Raw genomic sequence first — 16,105 nt, 5'->3', positions numbered from 1 at the left:
CGAGGGAAGTACGACCGATGTGTGGTCCCGGCTGGGATCGAACCAGCGACCTCCCCGGTGTGAACGGGACGCTCTTCCACTGAGCCACGGGACCGTGCGTCGCATGGTGCGACGAGGGGAAACGCTACACGGCGCGTCCGGCGGTCCCCAAATCGCCCCGGACCGCAGGGCCGAGCCTCCGTGCGGCTCAGGTGGCCGCTGCATGACGTCCAGGTTGCCCAGAGTCTCGACCAGCGGATTTGGCCGGGTCGCCGCGAATCGGATAGTGTTTCGCTTCGCACCGCGAGAGAGAGCACTCACCCGCGGAGCGTGCGGATGTAGCGCAGCTGGTAGCGCATCACCTTGCCAAGGTGAGGGTCGCGGGTTCGAATCCCGTCATCCGCTCGGGTAACAATCTCACCGTGGTGGTGTGGCCGAGTGGTGAGGCAACGGCCTGCAAAGCCGTGCACACGGGTTCGATTCCCGTCGCCACCTCCACACCCGATTGGGTCACCGTTCCTCCGGGAACGGATCCGCGCGATTAGCTCAGTGGGAGAGCGCTTCCCTGACACGGAAGAGGTCACTGGTTCAATCCCAGTATCGCGCACCAGCAAACCCCCAGTTCACTGGGGGTTTTGCTATGTCTGGGACACATCGTCGGCCACACCATGGCACAGACCCGCCGGCGTCTGATCGCTACACCGACAGGTGCCGGACGGCTTGCATCCTCCCCCGTCGGTGCGATCAGATGATCGACGACACGGGGTGTCGGCAACAGGCCGGCTGAGATCACACCCGTTGAACCTGCTCCAGTTCACACTGGCGAAGGGATGGTCGAATGTCTGCTGCTCGCCCCATTGACGAACACATCGTGCTGGTCACCGGTGGCGGCCGAGGACTCGGCGCCCACATCGTCCGGGCCGTGGCCGACCATGGCGCCCGTGTCGTCATCAATTATCGCAGCAGCGCCGCGGCCGCCGACAGGCTCGCCGCGGACCTCGGTGCCAACGCGTTGGCGCTACGTGCCGACGTGACCGACGCACGGGCGGTTCGCGCCATGGTCGACACCGCCGCCGAGCATTTCGGGTCACCGATCACCACGGTCGTCAACAATGCGCTGCCGGACTACTCCTTCAATGGCGACCATCGTTCACACCTGGACGACCTCACGTGGGAAGAGATCGACGCACAGCTTCGTGGCGTCGTCGGCGGCGCGCTCAACACGACGCAGGCCGCCACGCCGGGTATGCGCGCCGCAGGCGGTGGGCGAATCATCAACATCGGCACCAACCTCGTTCACAATCCTGTGGTGCCGTACCACGATTACACGGCCGCGAAGTCCGCCTTGCTCGGCCTGACCCGCACGATGTCGCACGATCTGGGACCCGACGGCATCACCGTCAACATGGTCTCCGGCGGACTGCTCCGCACCACCGACGCGAGCTCGGCGACGCCCGACGAGGTCTTCGACGCCATCGCCGCCGCCACACCGCTGCGTGCGGTCACCACCCCGGCCGAGTTCGCCGACGCAGTATTGTTTTTCCTCTCCCCGTGGTCACGTGCCGTGACCGGTCAGAACCTCGTCGTCGACGGCGGACTGGTGAAGAACTGACCGAACCGGCTCCTCCACCATCGGCGACGACGTCAGTCAAGCCCTTTCCTGCCCGGTGTCCAGAACGGTTTGGTCCGCACATCGCGTCGTGACCAACCCCGCTCTTCCACCAGATGGCGGCGGACGAGTTGGATGGTCCGCGCCTCACCCGCCAGATAAGCGACTCCAGGCGTCGGCGGCAGATCGAGTCCGCGGAGCGCGTCCACCAGCGTCGTCGACGCCGCAGCCGACTCACCACGGCGATACGACCAGGTGACCTGGTGATCATCGGCGTTGCCGAGGTCGAGACGCTCATCGGGACTGTCGACCTCGAGATGGCCGAATACCCGCGCCCCGACCGGGAGTGCCCGCAGGATCGGGCCGAAGGCGACCTGAGCGGTCTCCTCGCCGACGAACAGGTGGTAGTCGGCCTCCGGCACGACAGTGAAGGACCCTTCGGGTTTGAGGAGCATCAGCTCATCGCCAGCCTTGACGGTGCCTGCCCAGCCGGCCCCCGGACCGTCACCGTGCTCGAACACGATCAGTTCCATGCTCTCGCCGTCGTACTCCCACACGCTGTAGGTACGCAATGTGCCGACCAACCAGTCGAGAGCCGCGGTGGCGGCGGCGACCTGCAGGCGAACCTGTTGTCCGGGAACCCAGGACAGTCCGGACACTCCCGGCCCGGTGAGAGTGATACGACGTAGACGTGGTCCCACGGATTCGGCGGCGTGCACCCGGGCAGGCACCAGAAAACGGTCGAGCAGACGGTGTTTCATCATCGGTTCCCTATTCCTGGATCAGTCGGAGTCATGATCAGTCGGCCGCCCGGCGGCGGTAGAGGAATGTGGCCATCGGCGCGAAGACCGCCACCAGCCCGGCAGACCAGATGAGTGTCGTGTAGACGGGATGTTGCATCGGCCAGGCATGAATCGCGGAGGCCGGATTGGGATTTCCGAGCAGCTCCCGGGCCGCGGCGGTCACGGCGCTGACCGGATTCCAGGTGGTGAGGTCACGCAACCACGGAGTCATGCGCTGCGTGGGCACCAGCGCGTTCGATACGAACACGATCGGGAACAGGACGAGCAGGCCCAGCGCTTGTGCGGTCTCGACTCCCTTGCTGGCCAGCCCGAGACAGGCGCACATCCACGACACCGCATATCCGAACAGCAGCACGAGAGCGAAGGCTGCCAACGCTCTCCCCGCACCATCGGTCGGCGACCAGCCGATGGCGAAGCCGGTGACCGCGACGACACCGGCACAGACGGCGGCGGTGAGCAGGTCGGTGACCGAACGAGCGACGAGAATTCCCGGACGCCACATCGGTAGGGTCCGGAATCGATCGACGACCCCGCTGTTGACGTCCATACTCAAACCGACCCCGGTACCGACCGTACTGGTGACCAGGTTGAACACCAGCAGGCCGGGGACGGCGAAATCTTTGTAATCAGCGCCACCGGGCAACACCATCCCGGCACCGAACACGTACACGAACATCAACGTGAACAAGACCGGTTGTATTGTCACGTCCGATAATTGGAACGGTTCCCGGGAGATGTGGACCAGGTTGCGGCGGGTCAGGGCCAGCACGTCGGACACACTGCGGCCCACGCCGTGCGTCCTCGCCACCGCGGTCGGCAACGCCGTCGTAGGGGTCATGGTCGTCACGCTCATACCTGGACCCCCGCCAGCTCACCGGTGCGCGCATCGGTACTCGATTGCGGTACCGACGAGTGTCCGGTCAGCGCAAAGAAGACGTCATCCAACGACGGCGGCCTGACCTCCACATCGTCGACGGTGATACCCGACGCATCCAGTGCGCGAACCACGGCGCTGGCCAACCCCGAACCACCGGCGACCGCGGCGCGCAGGTGTCGCCCATCGGCACTGACCGTGACGTCTCCGGTGGTGAACCGGCGCAGCGCAGTGGCGGCTTCCGGGTGGGAGTCCGGCAGCGTGACCTGCAGCCGGGCTCCCCCGGTCTGCGTTTTCAACTCGGCCGCAGTGCCTTCGGCGATCACGCTGCCGTTGTCGACCACGATGATGCGGTCGGCCAACTCGTCGGCCTCCTCCAGATATTGGGTCGTCAACAACAGGGTGGTCCCATCGGCGACCAGCTCACGGATCACGCCCCACATCCGCACCCGGCTCGCTGGATCCAGACCTGTGGTCGGCTCGTCCAGAAACAACACCGGCGGTCGCGTCACCAGGCCCGCGGCCAAGTCCAGGCGCCGCCGCATGCCGCCCGAGTAACCCTTGACCACGCGGCCCGCAGCAGCCGTGAGCTCAAAACGCTCGAGAAGAGCCTCGGCCAGTCTGGACGCGGCAGTGCGCCGCAACCCGCTCAAGACGGCGATCATCACCAGGTTCTGCCGCCCCGTCAGCATCTCGTCGACCGTGGCATCCTGCGCGGTGACCCCGATCTGGGTCCGCACCTCTGTGGCCTCACGAACCACGTCGTACCCCGCCACTCTCGCCCATCCATCGTCGGGCGTGGCCAATGTGGTCAACATCCGGACCGTCGTCGTCTTGCCGGCACCGTTCGGACCCAGAACGCCCAACACCGTTCCGGTGGGTACCGTCAGGCTTATCCCGGCGACGACATCGGTGGCCCCGTACCGTTTCACCAGTCCCCGCGCCTCGATCATCAACTCATTCACGCCCACTCCTATCAGTCAGGTATGGCTAACCTAAGCTGGCGTTTGTGAGCACGATGGCCAACCGATACTCCATACCGGCCAACCCTGTGGCGGGGATGGAGCACGCAGTTGTGCGGCAGGCAGGATCAGCGCCGTGAGCACCCGGGACTCCCCGTCGCCGGACCCGCCGACGACCTCGTACCGCTCGCCGATCCTGCGCATCGACCGCGGTACGGCCACCGATCATCAACGACTACCCACCCACTCACATCCGGAACCGATGCTCATGTGGAGTTCGGGCGCCACGCTCGTCGGCGTCGTCGCCGCCCGCGACTGGCTGGTCCCACCCGGGTATGGGCTGTGGGTCCCCGGCGGCGTCGAACACACCGGAACCGTGTTGCACGCCGGTGACATGTCACTCATCACCTTTGCGCCCGACCGCTGTCCCATCGACTGGTCCGAGCCCACCGGGGTGGTGATCGGACCCCTCCTGCGTGAAGTCATCACACATCTGCACCATGTCGAGCCGCAGGAACCGACCAGACCCCACGCCGAAGCGCTGATGTTCGAACTGCTCACCCCACTACCCACCCACGACATCCACGTGTCCATGCCCGCCGACGCCCGCGTGCGTGCGGTCGCGGAACACCTCATCCACCATCCGTCCGATCAGCGCGAACTCGCGGCGTGGGCCATGGCGGTGCACACGTCGGTGCGGACCCTCTCGCGACTCTTCCGCGCCGAGACCGGGATGACTTTCGCGACCTGGCGGACGCAGGTGCGCATACGGGCGGCCATCCAACTGCTTGCCGACGGCACGACCGTCGGCGCCACCGCTCGCACGGTCGGTTAAGGCACACCCAGTGCCTTCATCACCGCCTTCCGCCGGGTCACCGGGCAGACACCGGCCACCTACATGCACGCCGCCACGTCATCACGCGCATGACTCCGTCGACCACCGAGGCATCGTCGGGTCGATCAGAACGGTGGAATCGCCGCCGATGCCGCGCGGTGATGGAATCCTGTGATCAACGTCCATTCACGAGAGGCGATCCGACGATGACATTTGCAGGCGCAGCCGAACTCGCCGACCAGGCCGCGGGCGACGCGGCACTGGCCAAGGCCCAGCTGAGCGAGGACCGCCCGCATCAACTGTTGGCCGAGGCGGTCGAGCACCTCGCCGCGGCCGTCGCCGAACTGTCCAGGGGGCTCGACCAGCGGGACTGAGCCGCGGTGCCGACGTCCGCCCTACCCGGCTAACGTGTCGGGAATGAACGACGCTGCCGTACACCGCGTCACCGACCCGGCGGACGCCGAGGAGCTCGCGTCCGTGGCTGCGGCCACCTTTCCGCTGGCTTGTCCCCCGTCGACGACGGCCGAGGCCGCAGCGGCGTTCACCGCCCTGCACCTCACCGCCGAGAAGTTCCGCGACCACCTCACCGCCGACGACCGCGACGTCTTCGCCGCCCGTGACGACACGGGTGCCGTCATCGGGTACTGCCTGCTGATCCATGCCGACCCCACCGCCGACGACGTCCGCACTGCGATACCCGAACGCCCGGTCTGCGAGCTGTCGAAGATGTACGTGTTACCCGGCCACCACGGCGCCCGCGTCTCCCACGCGCTGATGGCAGCAGCCGTGGCCGCCGCCCGCGATGCGGGTGCGGTCACCCTCTGGTTGGGCGTGAACCAGGAGAATGTCCGCGCGCAGAAGTTCTACCGTAAGACGGGATTCGAGGTCGCGGGCGAGAAGACCTTCGATGTCGGTGGGCGTATCGAACACGACTTCGTGATGCGGCTGCCGCTGACCTGACGCGTCGACTCAACCGGCCCGGTCGGAGGTGTCCGCGGACCGGGACAACGCCAACAGCCGCGACGTCGCCCGCAGGTACTTCTTGCGGTACCCGCCCGACAACATCTCCTCGGTGAAGATCTCGTCCAACTTCGACCCGGACACGGTCACCGGGATGTTCGCGTCGTACAACCGATCGGCCAGCACCACGAACCGCAGCGCGATCGACTGATCCGCGGCCGGATGCACATCCGAGATACAGACCAGCGTCACACCCTCGATAAGGTCCTTGTACTTGCTGGGATGCAGGGTCGCGAGATGCTCCGACAACGCGTCGAAGTCGTCGAGGGTGGCCCCCGGTGTCGACTCGGCGAGTTCGGTGAGCTCCTCGGTGGTCCGCGGCTCCGGCGCAGGCGGCAGATCGCGGTGTCGGTAGTCGGGACCGTCGACGCGCACCGTCTCGAACACCGACGACAGTTTGCGGATCTCGCGGAGGAAGTCCTGGGCGGCGAACCGGCCCTCGCCCAGCTGGCCGGGCAGGGTGTTGGACGTGGCCGCGATCGAGACCCCGGCCTCGGTGAGCTCGGCCAGCAACCGCGACACCAGCATCGTGTCCCCGGGATCATCGAGTTCGAACTCGTCGATACACAGCACGCTGTGGTCCGACAGTCGCTCCACCGCGTTCGCGAAGCCCAGCGCGCCCACCACGTGCGTGACCTCGACGAAGGTGGCGAAAGCCTTCGGGGCGGGCATCGCGTGGTAGATGGACGCCAACAGGTGGGTCTTGCCCACACCGAACCCGCCGTCGAGGTACAGCCCGACACCGGTGGAGGCCTGCTTCTTGCCGAACAACCCCCGCTTACCGGACCGCGCCTTCTGGGCCCGCTTCACGAAGTCCCGACCGGCCTCCACCGCCTCGGCCTGTGACGGTTCGTCGGGTGCCGGGATGTAGCTGTCGAAGCTCACGTCGTCGAACATCGGCGGCGGCACCATCTGGTCGACCAGCGCTTCGGGCGCAACCTGCGGTGTTCGGTCGCTCAACCGGGGGGTCATGCGCAGAGCGTAACCAAGTGCCCGCAGACTGGTGTGATGTACGTCCTGCGGAAGGGTGCTCACACCACCCCCACCACATCGGAGTTGGCACGTCTGTACGCCTACCCCGACCAGCCCGCCGCGGTGTCGGGATGCCATGTGCGCGCCAACATGGTGACGTCCCTCGACGGTGCGGCGAGCAGCAACGGTGCGTCCGCGGCCCTGGGTTCCGACGGTGACCGGGCCATCTTCACCGCGCTGCGCGGGCTGTGTGACGTGGTGCTCGTCGGTGCGGGCACCGTCACCGCCGAGAGCTATCACGCCATCGAACCCGACCCCGACGTCGCGGATCTGCGCGAACACAACGGCCAGTCAGCGGCTCCGATCATCGCGGTGGTGAGCGCGTCGTTGAGTCTGGCCCCGGACTCCGACGCCGCCCGCGCCCCGGGCACCGTCCTGTTCGCCTCGGCCGGTGCCGATGCCCGCCGGCGCCGGACGCTCGCGGATGCGGGGGCGGAGATCGTCGACTGCGGCGACGACCACGTCGACCTGAGCGCGGTGCTCGCCCATCTCGCCGGCATCGGCCGGTGGCGGGTGTTGTGCGAGGGCGGACCGACGCTGCTCGGTGGTCTCATCTCCGCCGACCTGCTCGACGAACTGTGCCTGACCACCGGACCCACCCTGGTCGCGGGGGATGCCGGGCGGATCGCGGTCTCCCACCAGGAATCCGGACCCCGGCACCTGCGTCCGACCCAACTGCTCACCGACGACGACGGCTTCCTCTACTCGCGGTGGACGCGCCCCACACCCTGAGGCGACCGACCTGATCATCCGCACCGCTAGGCTCGCCGATATGCGCCGACCGGACCGCCGACCGCACGACCCGTCGTCGCGTCATTCCTCGGTCGGACGTCCGATCGCACTGTGGCTGATCATCATCAGCTGTGTGGTGATCGCCGGGTGCGCCGTCGGGCCCGACAACGGTCCCCCACTGGTGGTGGGCGACGACGCCCACGGCGGCGGTACCTCGTCGTCGGTGCAGGCACCGTCCGGTCCGCCCGCACTGCAGTCGCCGCGCGCCGACCTCGGCTGGCGCGACTGCCGCGACGACCTCGTCCGCTCCTACGGATTCGCCACCCCCGCGTCGGACGTCATCCTCGAGTGCGCGTCGTTCCGCACCGCTGCCACGCCGGGCACCCAGGGGCTCGACACCGTCACCGTCGGTGCCGTTCGCGCGCGGCTGACCCGGACCGCGCGGGAGGCGACACCGGTGGTGTTGACCACCGGCACCGACCTGCCCTCGGCGGCGGCCCTGATGCTCTACGCCGCCGGCCCCAACCACGAACAACTTCTCGACCATCCGGTCGTCGCGCTGAACCGTCGCGGTACCGGCAACAGCGATCCCATCGACTGTCTGACCCGCACCGAACGCAGCACCCTGGTCGCCGACGGCTTTCAGCCGCCCCCGGCCGCGTCCGGAGCGCAGCGTTCCGACCGGCTGGCGGCCGCCGCGGCGTCGGCCGCCGACGGCTGCACCGAGACCCTCAGCCCCCACCAACTCGACTACACCAGTGCCTTCGCCGCCGCCGACATCGAGAAGCTGCGCACCATCTGGCAGGTCGACCGCCTGGGTCTGGTCGGTGTCGGTCAGGGTGGCGACGTCGCGCTGGCCTACGCAGGGCTCTACCCGTCGCGGGTCGCCCGGCTGGTGCTCGACACCCCCACCCCGTACCGCACCGACACCAAGGACCGCGCCCAGAACCGCGCCGCGGGGGTGCAGGCCGCCCTCGACGGCTTCGCCGACCAGTGTCGCGCCGTCGACTGCTCGCTCGGTGCCGACCCGGGTGCCGCGGTACGCCGCCTCCTCGACCGCGCCGCGGCAGGAGATCTGTCCGGGTTCTCCGACACCGACGTGCTTGCCGCGCTGACCACCTCGCTCGCCGTCGGACCGCTCGATCGCCGCAGCTCGGTGACCGCGGCCGCGGACATCCTCTCCGCGGCCGGCGCCGGCGACACGTCACGTTTGCAGACAGCCGTGAGCACCGCACATGCGCTGCGCGACGGCGACGGTCAGCTCGTCGGGCGATGCAACGACGTCGCCGCCACGGTGGGTCGGTCCACCGTCGACCAGCTTCTCGGTGACTGGACCACCCAGTACCGACTCACGGGTACCACCACCGCCCTGGACCTGCTGCGCTGCAACGGCTGGTCGGCAGGTCCGCCCGCGCCCACCGTCACCGGCCTCGACGTGCCGGTGCTGCTGCTGTCCGCGGCCGCCGACACCCTGAACGGCAACGGTGGCATCGAGGCCGTCACCAAAGCGCTCGTCGGCGCCCGGGTCTCGGTGGGCGCCATCGGTTGGCAGGGCGTCGGATATTCGGCCTGGGCCCGCTCGGACTGCGCGGGTGGTGCCACCCGCGCCTACCTGGACACGGGCACCGCACCGCCGTCCACGGACTGCCCGGCGTGACCGCCGGGCCGGTGTCAGTTCGCGTTCCGGACACACCGTCGTAGTACGGTTCGCGGGTGCCGATGCTCGACAGACTCTCGCCCACGATGGACACCCAGCGCATCGTGTCGCTGATCCTGTGGCCCATCAGCATCGTGTTGATCGTGCAGAGATCGGTGTTCCTCGGCGTCAACGGTGACCGCACCGACGACTTCACCCCGGTCTACAAGGCCGCGCTGGCCTTCCTGCGCCACCAGCCCGTGTACACCGAGAACTACAACACCGTCGACCCGCACTATCTGTACCCACCGTCGGGAACGCTGTTGATGGCACCGCTGGGTTACATCGACCCCGAGCGAGCCCGCTGGCTGTTCATCTTCGTCAGCGTGATCGCCCTGCTGATCTGCGCGTATCTATTGACCAGGATGTTCGGCTACGGCGTGCGGTCGGTGGTGATGCCGCTGGTGCTGTTCTTCTTCTTCAGCACCGAGACCGTGGCGCACACATTGATCTTCACCAACTTCAACTCGTTCGTCCTGCTCGGCGAGCTGCTGTTCATGATGTTGCTGCTCGCGCGTCGCGACCTGTGGGCCGGTGTCCCCATCGCGCTCACCCTGGCCGTGAAGCCCGTGTTGGCGCCGCTGCTGCTGCTGCCGCTGTTGAACCGGCAGTGGCGAGCACTCGTCACCGCCATCGGCATCCCGGTGGTGCTTACCGCGCTGGCCTGGCCGCTGTCGGCCGACCCGATGTCGTTCGTCCGCCGCACCGTCCCCTACCTGGGTCTGGCGCGCGACTACTACAACAGTTCCATCGCCGGCAACGGCTCCTACCTCGGTGTGCAGCCCTGGCTGCTCTACCTGATGCGGATCGCGTTCGTCCTGATGGCGGTGTTCTGCCTGTGGTTCCTCTACCGCTACTACCGCCGCACCAACGAGCTGCTGTGGCTGACCACCTCGGCCGGTGTGCTGCTCTGCACGTCGTTCCTGGTGTCGTCGCTGGGGCAGGGTTACTACTCGATGCTGCTGTTCCCGATGGTGATGACCGTCCTCATGCCGGGTTCGGTGATGCGCAACTGGCCGGTGTGGCTGGGCGTCTACCTGTGCATGAACTTCGACAGCTTCTCGTCCAAGCGGTGGGCGGCGCTGGGCCGGGTGCTCGAGTACAACAAGGTCACCTGGGGCTGGTCGGTGCTGATGTTCAGCGTGTTCTGTGTGCTGCTGTTCCGCTATCTCGACGTCCGCAACGAGCACGCCCGCACACCCGTCGGCACCTCACCCGAGCCGGAACGGCGCCTGCCCACGAGCTGACACGGGCGATCTCATCTGGTCGAGAGGTGGCCGACCGGTCAGGGCAGTGCGGCGATGAGCTCGGCGGGCTCGATCCGCGGGCCGGTGAAGAACGGCGTCTCCTCCCGCACGTGCATCCTCGCCTCGGTGGCCCGCAACTCACGCATCAGATCGACGATGCGGTGTAGTTCCGGCGCCTCGAACGCCAGAATCCACTCGTAGTCCCCCAGCGCGAACGACGCGACGGTGTTCGCGCGGACGTCCTTGAACTCCCGTGCCTGCATCCCGTGGTCGGCGAGCATCTTGCGACGGTCCGCGTCGGGCAGCAGGTACCACTCGTACGACCGCACGAACGGGTACACGCAGATGTAGCGGCCGGGGTCCTCGCCGGCGAGGAACGCCGGGATGTGGCTGCGATTGAACTCGGCGGGTCGGTGCAGGGCGGTGTTGCTCCACACCGGGGTGCTCGCCCGGCCCAGCGGAGTGCTGCGGCGGAAATCGTGGTACGCGGTCTGCAACTGTTCGACGGTCTCGGCGTGCCACCAGATCATGAAGTCGGCGTCGGCACGCATCCCCGCGACGTCGTAGAGCCCGCGGACCACCACACCGCGATCCTCGAGCTCCCCGAAGAACGTCTTGGTCTCGGCGGTCGCAGCGGCGCGATCGTCACCCAGTTCACCCGGTCGCACCGCGAACACCGAGAACATCAGGTAGCGGATGGTCGAGTTCAGTTCCGCGTAGTTCAGTCTGCTCATGGGTTCAGCCTGCTCATCGGGCGTCGCTCTCACAGGCGGTGTGTGGGGCATCCGGTCCGGTCATGCACCCATCGTGCCATCGGCGAGATCTCCGACGAGCAGCCGGGCCGCGTGCCGCGCCCGCCCCACACATGCGGGCACCCCGACCCCGGAATAGGCGGATCCGGCCAACGCCAGGCCGCGGGGCCGGTGCGCGTCCACGGTCGCGATGAGGTCGCCGTGCCCGGGGGCGTATCGCGGCAACCCGACCGGCCAACGCTGGACCACCGCGTCCACCACATCCCCCGGCGACACCGCGCCACCGGCCAGCGCGGACACCCGGCCGAGGTCACGGACCGCCGCGGCGACCAGTGCGTCGTCGGCGAGGGTGACCGGGTCGTCGAGACGGCCGAACGAGATCCGCACATGCTGCGCATCGCCGACGAGGTGCTGCCACTTGTGCGAGGAGAAGGTGAACGCCTTGGCCGCGGTCGGCTCGCCGGTGGCGACGAGCACCCCCGAGTGGTCGGGTATCCGGGCCGCGGGGGCCAACGCCACCGACACCAGGGCCGATCCGGCCACCTGCACCCGCCTCAGGGCCGCGGACGCCTCCGGTGCACCGTCGCGCAGCACCGTCGCGGCCGCGGGCGCGGGCAGGGCGACGACCACGCCGTCGTAGGCACCCCCGACGTGCTCACCCCGGTCTCCCAGCCGCCAGGCCGTCCCGTCGTGGGTCACGGCGTCGACCGTGCTGTTCAGATGCACGGTGGCCCCCGATGTGACGCGCAACCGGTCCACCAGCATCCAATAACCGCCGTCGAGGGTGCCGAACACCGGTCCGTCCCCACCCGCGCTGATCAGTCCGGTGACCGCGGCGGTGAGACTCTCGGCACCGGCGTCGAGCCGGGCGGCGAGCTGCGGGAGCGCCGCCCGCAGCCCGATGTCGTCGGCCCGGCAGGAGTAGACCCCGGCGAGCATGGGGTCGACACTGCGCGCGGTGACCGAGGCCCCGAACCGTTCGGTGACGAACTCCCCCAACGCCGGATCGTCCCCGCGGGTCCACCCCAGCGGTCGCGTGGGTTCGGCACGCGTCCAATCGACGTCGTCCGCGTCGGCGACATCGGCGATCGCCTCGGGGCCCGCCGGAACACCCATCAGAGTCGGACGCGGCAGCGGCCACAGCCTGCCCCGAGCCAACAGCGCGGGCCGACGACCCGTCGGGTGGACCACGCTGTGCGACAACCCCAGTTCGTCGACCAGCGCGAGCACCTCGGGGCGACGCACCACGAAGGCCTCGGCACCCACGTCGACGGCCCGGCCCGCCACCACCCGCTCGCGCAGCAGTCCACCGAGCGAGTCCGACCGTTCGAACAGATCGAGGTCCAGTTCCGCACCCAGGTGGGTGCGCAGAGCATGGGCGGCGACCAGTCCGGAGATGCCACCGCCGATCACCGCGATCGTGAGCCGTCGGGCCGGTCCGGCCGCCGGCGACCCGGGGTTCACAGCGTGTGCACCAGCTCCACGATGCGGGTGAGCACGGTGGGATCGGTCTCGGGCAGGACCCCGTGTCCGAGGTTGAAGATGTGGCCGCGGGCGCCTGTCGCGATCGCGGCGTCGGCCTCGGCACAGATCCGCCGGACCTCGCGGTCGATCACCGCCCAGGGCGCCGACAGGATCGCCGGATCCAGGTTGCCCTGCAGCGCACGGTCGCCGCCGATGCGCCGCTGCGCGGTGTCCAGTGGCAACCGCCAGTCGACACCCACCACGTCGGCACCCGCCTCACCCATGGCGGCCAACAGTTCCCCGGTGCCGACGCCGAAGTGGATCCGCGGGCGACCGAAGTCGGCGACCTCGGCGAGGACCCGGGCACTGTGCGGCTGCACGTACTCGCGGTAGTCCGCCAACGAGAGCATCCCCGCCCACGAATCGAACAGCTGGACCGCGTCGACCCCGGCCTCGAGCTGCATGCGCAGGAAGGCGATGGTGATGTCCGCGAGCCTGCCGACCAGTTGATGCCAGGCCTCCGGGTCGGAGTACATCAGTGACTTGGTCCGCTCGTAGTTGCGGCTCGGTCCGCCCTCGATCAGATACGACGCCAATGTGAACGGAGCCCCGGCGAAGCCGATCAACGCGGTGCCCGGATGGTCGGATCGGAGTACCGCGGTGAGCGTGCCGATACCGCGGGCGACGGACCCCACCGATTCCGGCAGCAGCTGCGGGATGGTCGCGATACCCGCCCGGTCGCGCACCGGCTCGGCGATGACCGGACCCGTACCGGCGACGATGTCGAGGTCGATGCCCGCGGCCCGCAACGGCACCACGATGTCGGAGAACAGGATCGCCGCGTCGACCCCGTGTCTGCGCACCGGCTGCAGGGTGATCTCGGTGAGCAGGTCGGCGTCGAAACACGCCTCCAACATCCCGTGGCCGGCCCGCACCTCCCGATACTCGGGCAACGACCGTCCGGCCTGCCGCATGAACCACACCGGCCTGCGGTCGGGGGTGGCACCGGTGGCCGCGGCGATCAACGGGAGGCGGGTGGCGGCTGCGGCCGTCGCGGACGGCGTCGTCGGGAGGCTCATCGGCAACCATCGTCTCACGCCGCGACCGTCCCCCGTCGGCGCGCCTACCCGCCCGGTGCTGCGGTTACGCCTACCGTCGATCGGGTGACCACATCCGGAACCTCGGCTCAACCTGCCGATTTCCGTGTCGCCGTGGATTCGATGCATTCGGCCCGCATCCGACCGGAGATCGAGGTGGGCAGCATCCGCCCGCCGCAACGGTTGGCCCCGTACAGCTACGCGCTCGGCGCGGAGGTGCGCCAGCCCGAGACCGACGTGGTGCCCACCGACTCCGACGGAACCGCCTTCGGTCGCCTCATCCTGCTCTACGACCCTGACGGTCAGGATGCCTGGAACGGCACCATCCGCCTGGTCGCCTATCTGCAGGCCGAGGTGGAGCAGGCGTTGGCCACCGACCCGCTGCTGCCCGAGGTGGCGTGGAGTTGGCTGTCGGACGCGTTGACCGAGGCGCCACGGAACGACGGTTCGGAGGTGACGGCACTCGGTGGCACGGTGACGTCGACGACCTCGGTGCGCTTCGGTGACATCGCCGGCCCACCCCGGGCCCATCAGCTGGAACTGCGCGCGTCCTGGACCGCGACCGGCCTGGCGCTGGGGTCCCACGTCGAGGCGTTCTGCGATGTGCTCTCGGCGGTCGCCGGACTGCCTCCCGCCGGGATCACCCGGCTGGGCGAGATCCCGAGCTGACCCGACCCCGCGATGACGGCTCAGGACCCCGCCGACGCGGTGACACCTGCCTCGCAGACCCCCGTTCCCGATGCCGCCGTCACCGACGACCCCGCCGGTGAACCCGAGCCCCTGACGACACCCGCTGACGGGGTTCCACCCGTGCTGACCACACCTGCCGAGTTCGCGGCCGCGGCCGCTGCGCTGGCGGCAGGCTCGGGACCGGTGGCCCTCGACACCGAACGCGCCTCGGGGTTCCGCTATTCGGGGCGGGCGTACCTGATCCAGATCCGCCGGCAGGGCGCCGGGTCGTTTCTCGTCGACCCCATCGACGCGCCCCAGGCGCTGACCCCACTCACCGAGGTCCTGGACGGCCCGGAGTGGGTGTTGCACGCCGCCGACCAGGATCTGCCCTGTCTCCGCGAGCTCGGTTTCCGGTGTGCCCAGCTGTTCGACACCGAACTGGGCGGCCGGCTCCTCGGGGTGGCGCGGGTGAACCTCGCGACGATGGTCGCCGAATTCCTGGGGCTGGGATTGGCCAAGGGCCACGGTGCGGCCGACTGGTCGCAGCGCCCGCTGCCCGACGACTGGTTGAACTACGCCGCCCTGGACGTCGAGGTGCTGGTGGAGTTGCGTGACGCGGTGGCGACGGCCCTGGCCGACCAGGGCAAGGATCGCTGGGCGGCAGAGGAGTTCGAGTACGTCCGGACCCGACCCGATCCGGCGCCGCGGACCGATCGGTGGCGCCGCACCTCGCAGATCCACACCGTGCGCAGTCCCCGACAACTCGCGGTGGTGCGGGAACTCTGGGAGGCCCGCGAGGAGGTGGCGCGCAACCGCGACGTCGCCCCGGGGCGGGTACTGCCGGACAAGGCGATGGTCGAGGCGGCCACCGCATCGCCCACCAGCCTGGACGACCTGCTGCGACTACCGGTGTTCAAGGGCCCGCGACAGCGGCGGCAGGCCCGCCGGTGGTGGGGGGCCATCGAACGTGCCCGGGCACTGCCCGACGCCGACCTGCCCGCCCGCGGCGCCGGCCAACCCGGTCTGCCGCCGGTGAGTCGGTGGCGGCAACGCAACCCCGACGCGTCCCGGCGGTTCACCGCGGTCCGCGCGGAGCTGACCGGGATCGCCGAGACACACGGCGTGCCCGCGGAGAACCTGCTGCAACCCGATCTGGTGCGCCAGCTGTGTTGGGACGGACTGCCGTCCCCGGTCACCGCGGAGAGCGTCGACGCCCGGCTGAGCGAGGGATCCGCGCGCCGGTGGCAGCGCGAGCTGACCGTCGCAGCCATCGCCGCCGCGCTGGTCGGTGCGGACGCGCAGGACGACACCGCCACCGCCGACGACTGAGC

Annotated in this window: 16 protein-coding genes, 4 tRNA genes and 1 riboswitch; of the genes, 12 read left to right on the top strand and 8 right to left on the bottom strand. The window is 69.0% G+C overall.

Annotated features, from left to right (window positions below; all coding sequences use genetic code 11):
* Nucleotides 1–22: 22 nt before the first annotated feature.
* Nucleotides 23–94 (bottom strand) — tRNA-Val (locus BW971_RS06305).
* Nucleotides 95–311: 217 nt separating this feature from the next.
* Between BW971_RS06305 and BW971_RS06300 the strand changes: the two genes are divergently transcribed.
* The 4 genes from BW971_RS06300 (at nucleotide 312) to BW971_RS06285 (ending at nucleotide 1,591) form a co-directional block, all read left to right on the top strand.
* Nucleotides 312–384 (top strand) — tRNA-Gly (locus tag BW971_RS06300).
* A 19-nt stretch (nucleotides 385–403) separates the two neighbouring features.
* A tRNA-Cys gene (locus BW971_RS06295) sits at nucleotides 404–477 on the top strand.
* Between the two features lie 37 nt (nucleotides 478–514).
* Nucleotides 515–589, top strand: a tRNA-Val gene (locus tag BW971_RS06290).
* Nucleotides 590–730: 141 nt separating this feature from the next.
* A riboswitch (TPP riboswitch) is annotated at nucleotides 731–828 on the top strand.
* The gene (locus BW971_RS06285) at nucleotides 818–1,591 is read left to right on the top strand and encodes a 3-oxoacyl-ACP reductase (protein ID WP_076477679.1); all 774 of its coding nucleotides are present in this window, start codon (nucleotides 818–820) and stop codon (nucleotides 1,589–1,591) included. (Overlaps the previous riboswitch by 11 nt.)
* Before the next feature lie 32 nt (nucleotides 1,592–1,623).
* Here the strand turns inward: BW971_RS06285 and BW971_RS06280 are convergent, their stop codons facing one another.
* Genes BW971_RS06280 through BW971_RS06270 form a run of 3 tightly spaced genes read right to left on the bottom strand, consistent with a single transcriptional unit; the run spans nucleotide 1,624 to nucleotide 4,218 of the window.
* Nucleotides 1,624–2,349 (bottom strand): siderophore-interacting protein, encoded by a 726-nt coding sequence (locus tag BW971_RS06280; protein WP_200799370.1) that lies wholly within the window; start codon nucleotides 2,347–2,349, stop codon nucleotides 1,624–1,626.
* A 37-nt stretch (nucleotides 2,350–2,386) separates the two neighbouring features.
* On the bottom strand, nucleotides 2,387–3,244 hold the full coding sequence (locus tag BW971_RS06275) for an ABC transporter permease (RefSeq protein WP_076477676.1): 858 nt from the start codon (nucleotides 3,242–3,244) through the stop codon (nucleotides 2,387–2,389).
* A complete protein-coding gene (locus BW971_RS06270) occupies nucleotides 3,241–4,218 on the bottom strand; it encodes an ATP-binding cassette domain-containing protein (RefSeq protein ID WP_200799377.1) in 978 nt (325 codons plus the stop codon). Before BW971_RS06270 ends, BW971_RS06275 begins: the two co-directional genes overlap by 4 nt.
* Nucleotides 4,219–4,363: 145 nt before the next feature.
* Here BW971_RS06270 and BW971_RS06265 point away from each other — a divergent pair, with 145 nt between their 5' ends.
* The 3 genes from BW971_RS06265 (at nucleotide 4,364) to BW971_RS06260 (ending at nucleotide 6,022) form a co-directional block, all read left to right on the top strand.
* Nucleotides 4,364–5,062: a helix-turn-helix domain-containing protein gene (locus BW971_RS06265; protein WP_076477674.1), complete on the top strand. Its 699-nt coding sequence runs from the start codon at nucleotides 4,364–4,366 to the stop codon at nucleotides 5,060–5,062.
* A gap of 206 nt (nucleotides 5,063–5,268) precedes the next feature.
* Nucleotides 5,269–5,436 (top strand): hypothetical protein, encoded by a 168-nt coding sequence (locus BW971_RS21445; RefSeq protein ID WP_159441831.1) that lies wholly within the window; start codon nucleotides 5,269–5,271, stop codon nucleotides 5,434–5,436.
* 43 nt (nucleotides 5,437–5,479) lie between these two features.
* Nucleotides 5,480–6,022 (top strand): GNAT family N-acetyltransferase, encoded by a 543-nt coding sequence (locus tag BW971_RS06260; protein ID WP_076477673.1) that lies wholly within the window; start codon nucleotides 5,480–5,482, stop codon nucleotides 6,020–6,022.
* 9 nt (nucleotides 6,023–6,031) lie between these two features.
* Here the strand turns inward: BW971_RS06260 and zapE are convergent, their stop codons facing one another.
* On the bottom strand, nucleotides 6,032–7,054 hold the full coding sequence (gene zapE, locus BW971_RS06255) for a cell division protein ZapE (RefSeq protein ID WP_076477672.1): 1,023 nt from the start codon (nucleotides 7,052–7,054) through the stop codon (nucleotides 6,032–6,034).
* A gap of 36 nt (nucleotides 7,055–7,090) precedes the next feature.
* Between zapE and BW971_RS06250 the strand changes: the two genes are divergently transcribed.
* The 3 genes from BW971_RS06250 to BW971_RS06240 are packed head-to-tail and all read left to right on the top strand — an operon-like array spanning nucleotide 7,091 to nucleotide 10,789.
* Nucleotides 7,091–7,846, top strand: a complete 756-nt coding sequence (locus BW971_RS06250) for a dihydrofolate reductase family protein (protein ID WP_076478220.1) — start codon at nucleotides 7,091–7,093, stop codon at nucleotides 7,844–7,846.
* 40 nt (nucleotides 7,847–7,886) lie between these two features.
* Complete coding sequence (locus BW971_RS06245) at nucleotides 7,887–9,503, top strand: alpha/beta fold hydrolase (RefSeq protein WP_076477671.1); 1,617 nt, start codon at nucleotides 7,887–7,889, stop codon at nucleotides 9,501–9,503.
* Between the two features lie 56 nt (nucleotides 9,504–9,559).
* Complete coding sequence (locus BW971_RS06240) at nucleotides 9,560–10,789, top strand: glycosyltransferase family 87 protein (protein ID WP_076477670.1); 1,230 nt, start codon at nucleotides 9,560–9,562, stop codon at nucleotides 10,787–10,789.
* 38 nt (nucleotides 10,790–10,827) lie between these two features.
* Here BW971_RS06240 and hemQ read toward each other — a convergent pair whose 3' ends face one another.
* The 3 genes from hemQ to hemE are packed head-to-tail and all read right to left on the bottom strand — an operon-like array spanning nucleotide 10,828 to nucleotide 14,084.
* The gene (hemQ, locus tag BW971_RS06235) at nucleotides 10,828–11,523 is read right to left on the bottom strand and encodes a hydrogen peroxide-dependent heme synthase (protein WP_076477669.1); all 696 of its coding nucleotides are present in this window, start codon (nucleotides 11,521–11,523) and stop codon (nucleotides 10,828–10,830) included.
* A gap of 60 nt (nucleotides 11,524–11,583) precedes the next feature.
* A complete protein-coding gene (gene hemG / locus BW971_RS06230) occupies nucleotides 11,584–13,005 on the bottom strand; it encodes a protoporphyrinogen oxidase (RefSeq protein ID WP_076477668.1) in 1,422 nt (473 codons plus the stop codon).
* The gene (hemE, locus tag BW971_RS06225; RefSeq protein ID WP_076477667.1) at nucleotides 13,002–14,084 is read right to left on the bottom strand and encodes a uroporphyrinogen decarboxylase; all 1,083 of its coding nucleotides are present in this window, start codon (nucleotides 14,082–14,084) and stop codon (nucleotides 13,002–13,004) included. Before hemE ends, hemG begins: the two co-directional genes overlap by 4 nt.
* Before the next feature lie 84 nt (nucleotides 14,085–14,168).
* Between hemE and BW971_RS06220 the strand changes: the two genes are divergently transcribed.
* Nucleotides 14,169–14,771 (top strand): DUF3000 domain-containing protein, encoded by a 603-nt coding sequence (locus BW971_RS06220; protein WP_076477666.1) that lies wholly within the window; start codon nucleotides 14,169–14,171, stop codon nucleotides 14,769–14,771.
* 12 nt (nucleotides 14,772–14,783) lie between these two features.
* The gene (locus BW971_RS06215) at nucleotides 14,784–16,103 is read left to right on the top strand and encodes an HRDC domain-containing protein (protein ID WP_083709371.1); all 1,320 of its coding nucleotides are present in this window, start codon (nucleotides 14,784–14,786) and stop codon (nucleotides 16,101–16,103) included.
* The last annotated feature ends 2 nt before the right edge of the window (nucleotides 16,104–16,105 follow it).

Source organism: Williamsia sterculiae, assembly GCF_900156495.1.
In the GTDB taxonomy this organism is placed as follows: Bacteria; Actinomycetota; Actinomycetes; order Mycobacteriales; family Mycobacteriaceae; genus Williamsia_B; species Williamsia_B sterculiae.
The sequence above is the reverse complement of the archived record's forward strand: the minus strand, read 5'-3'. Positions and strand labels throughout refer to the sequence as shown.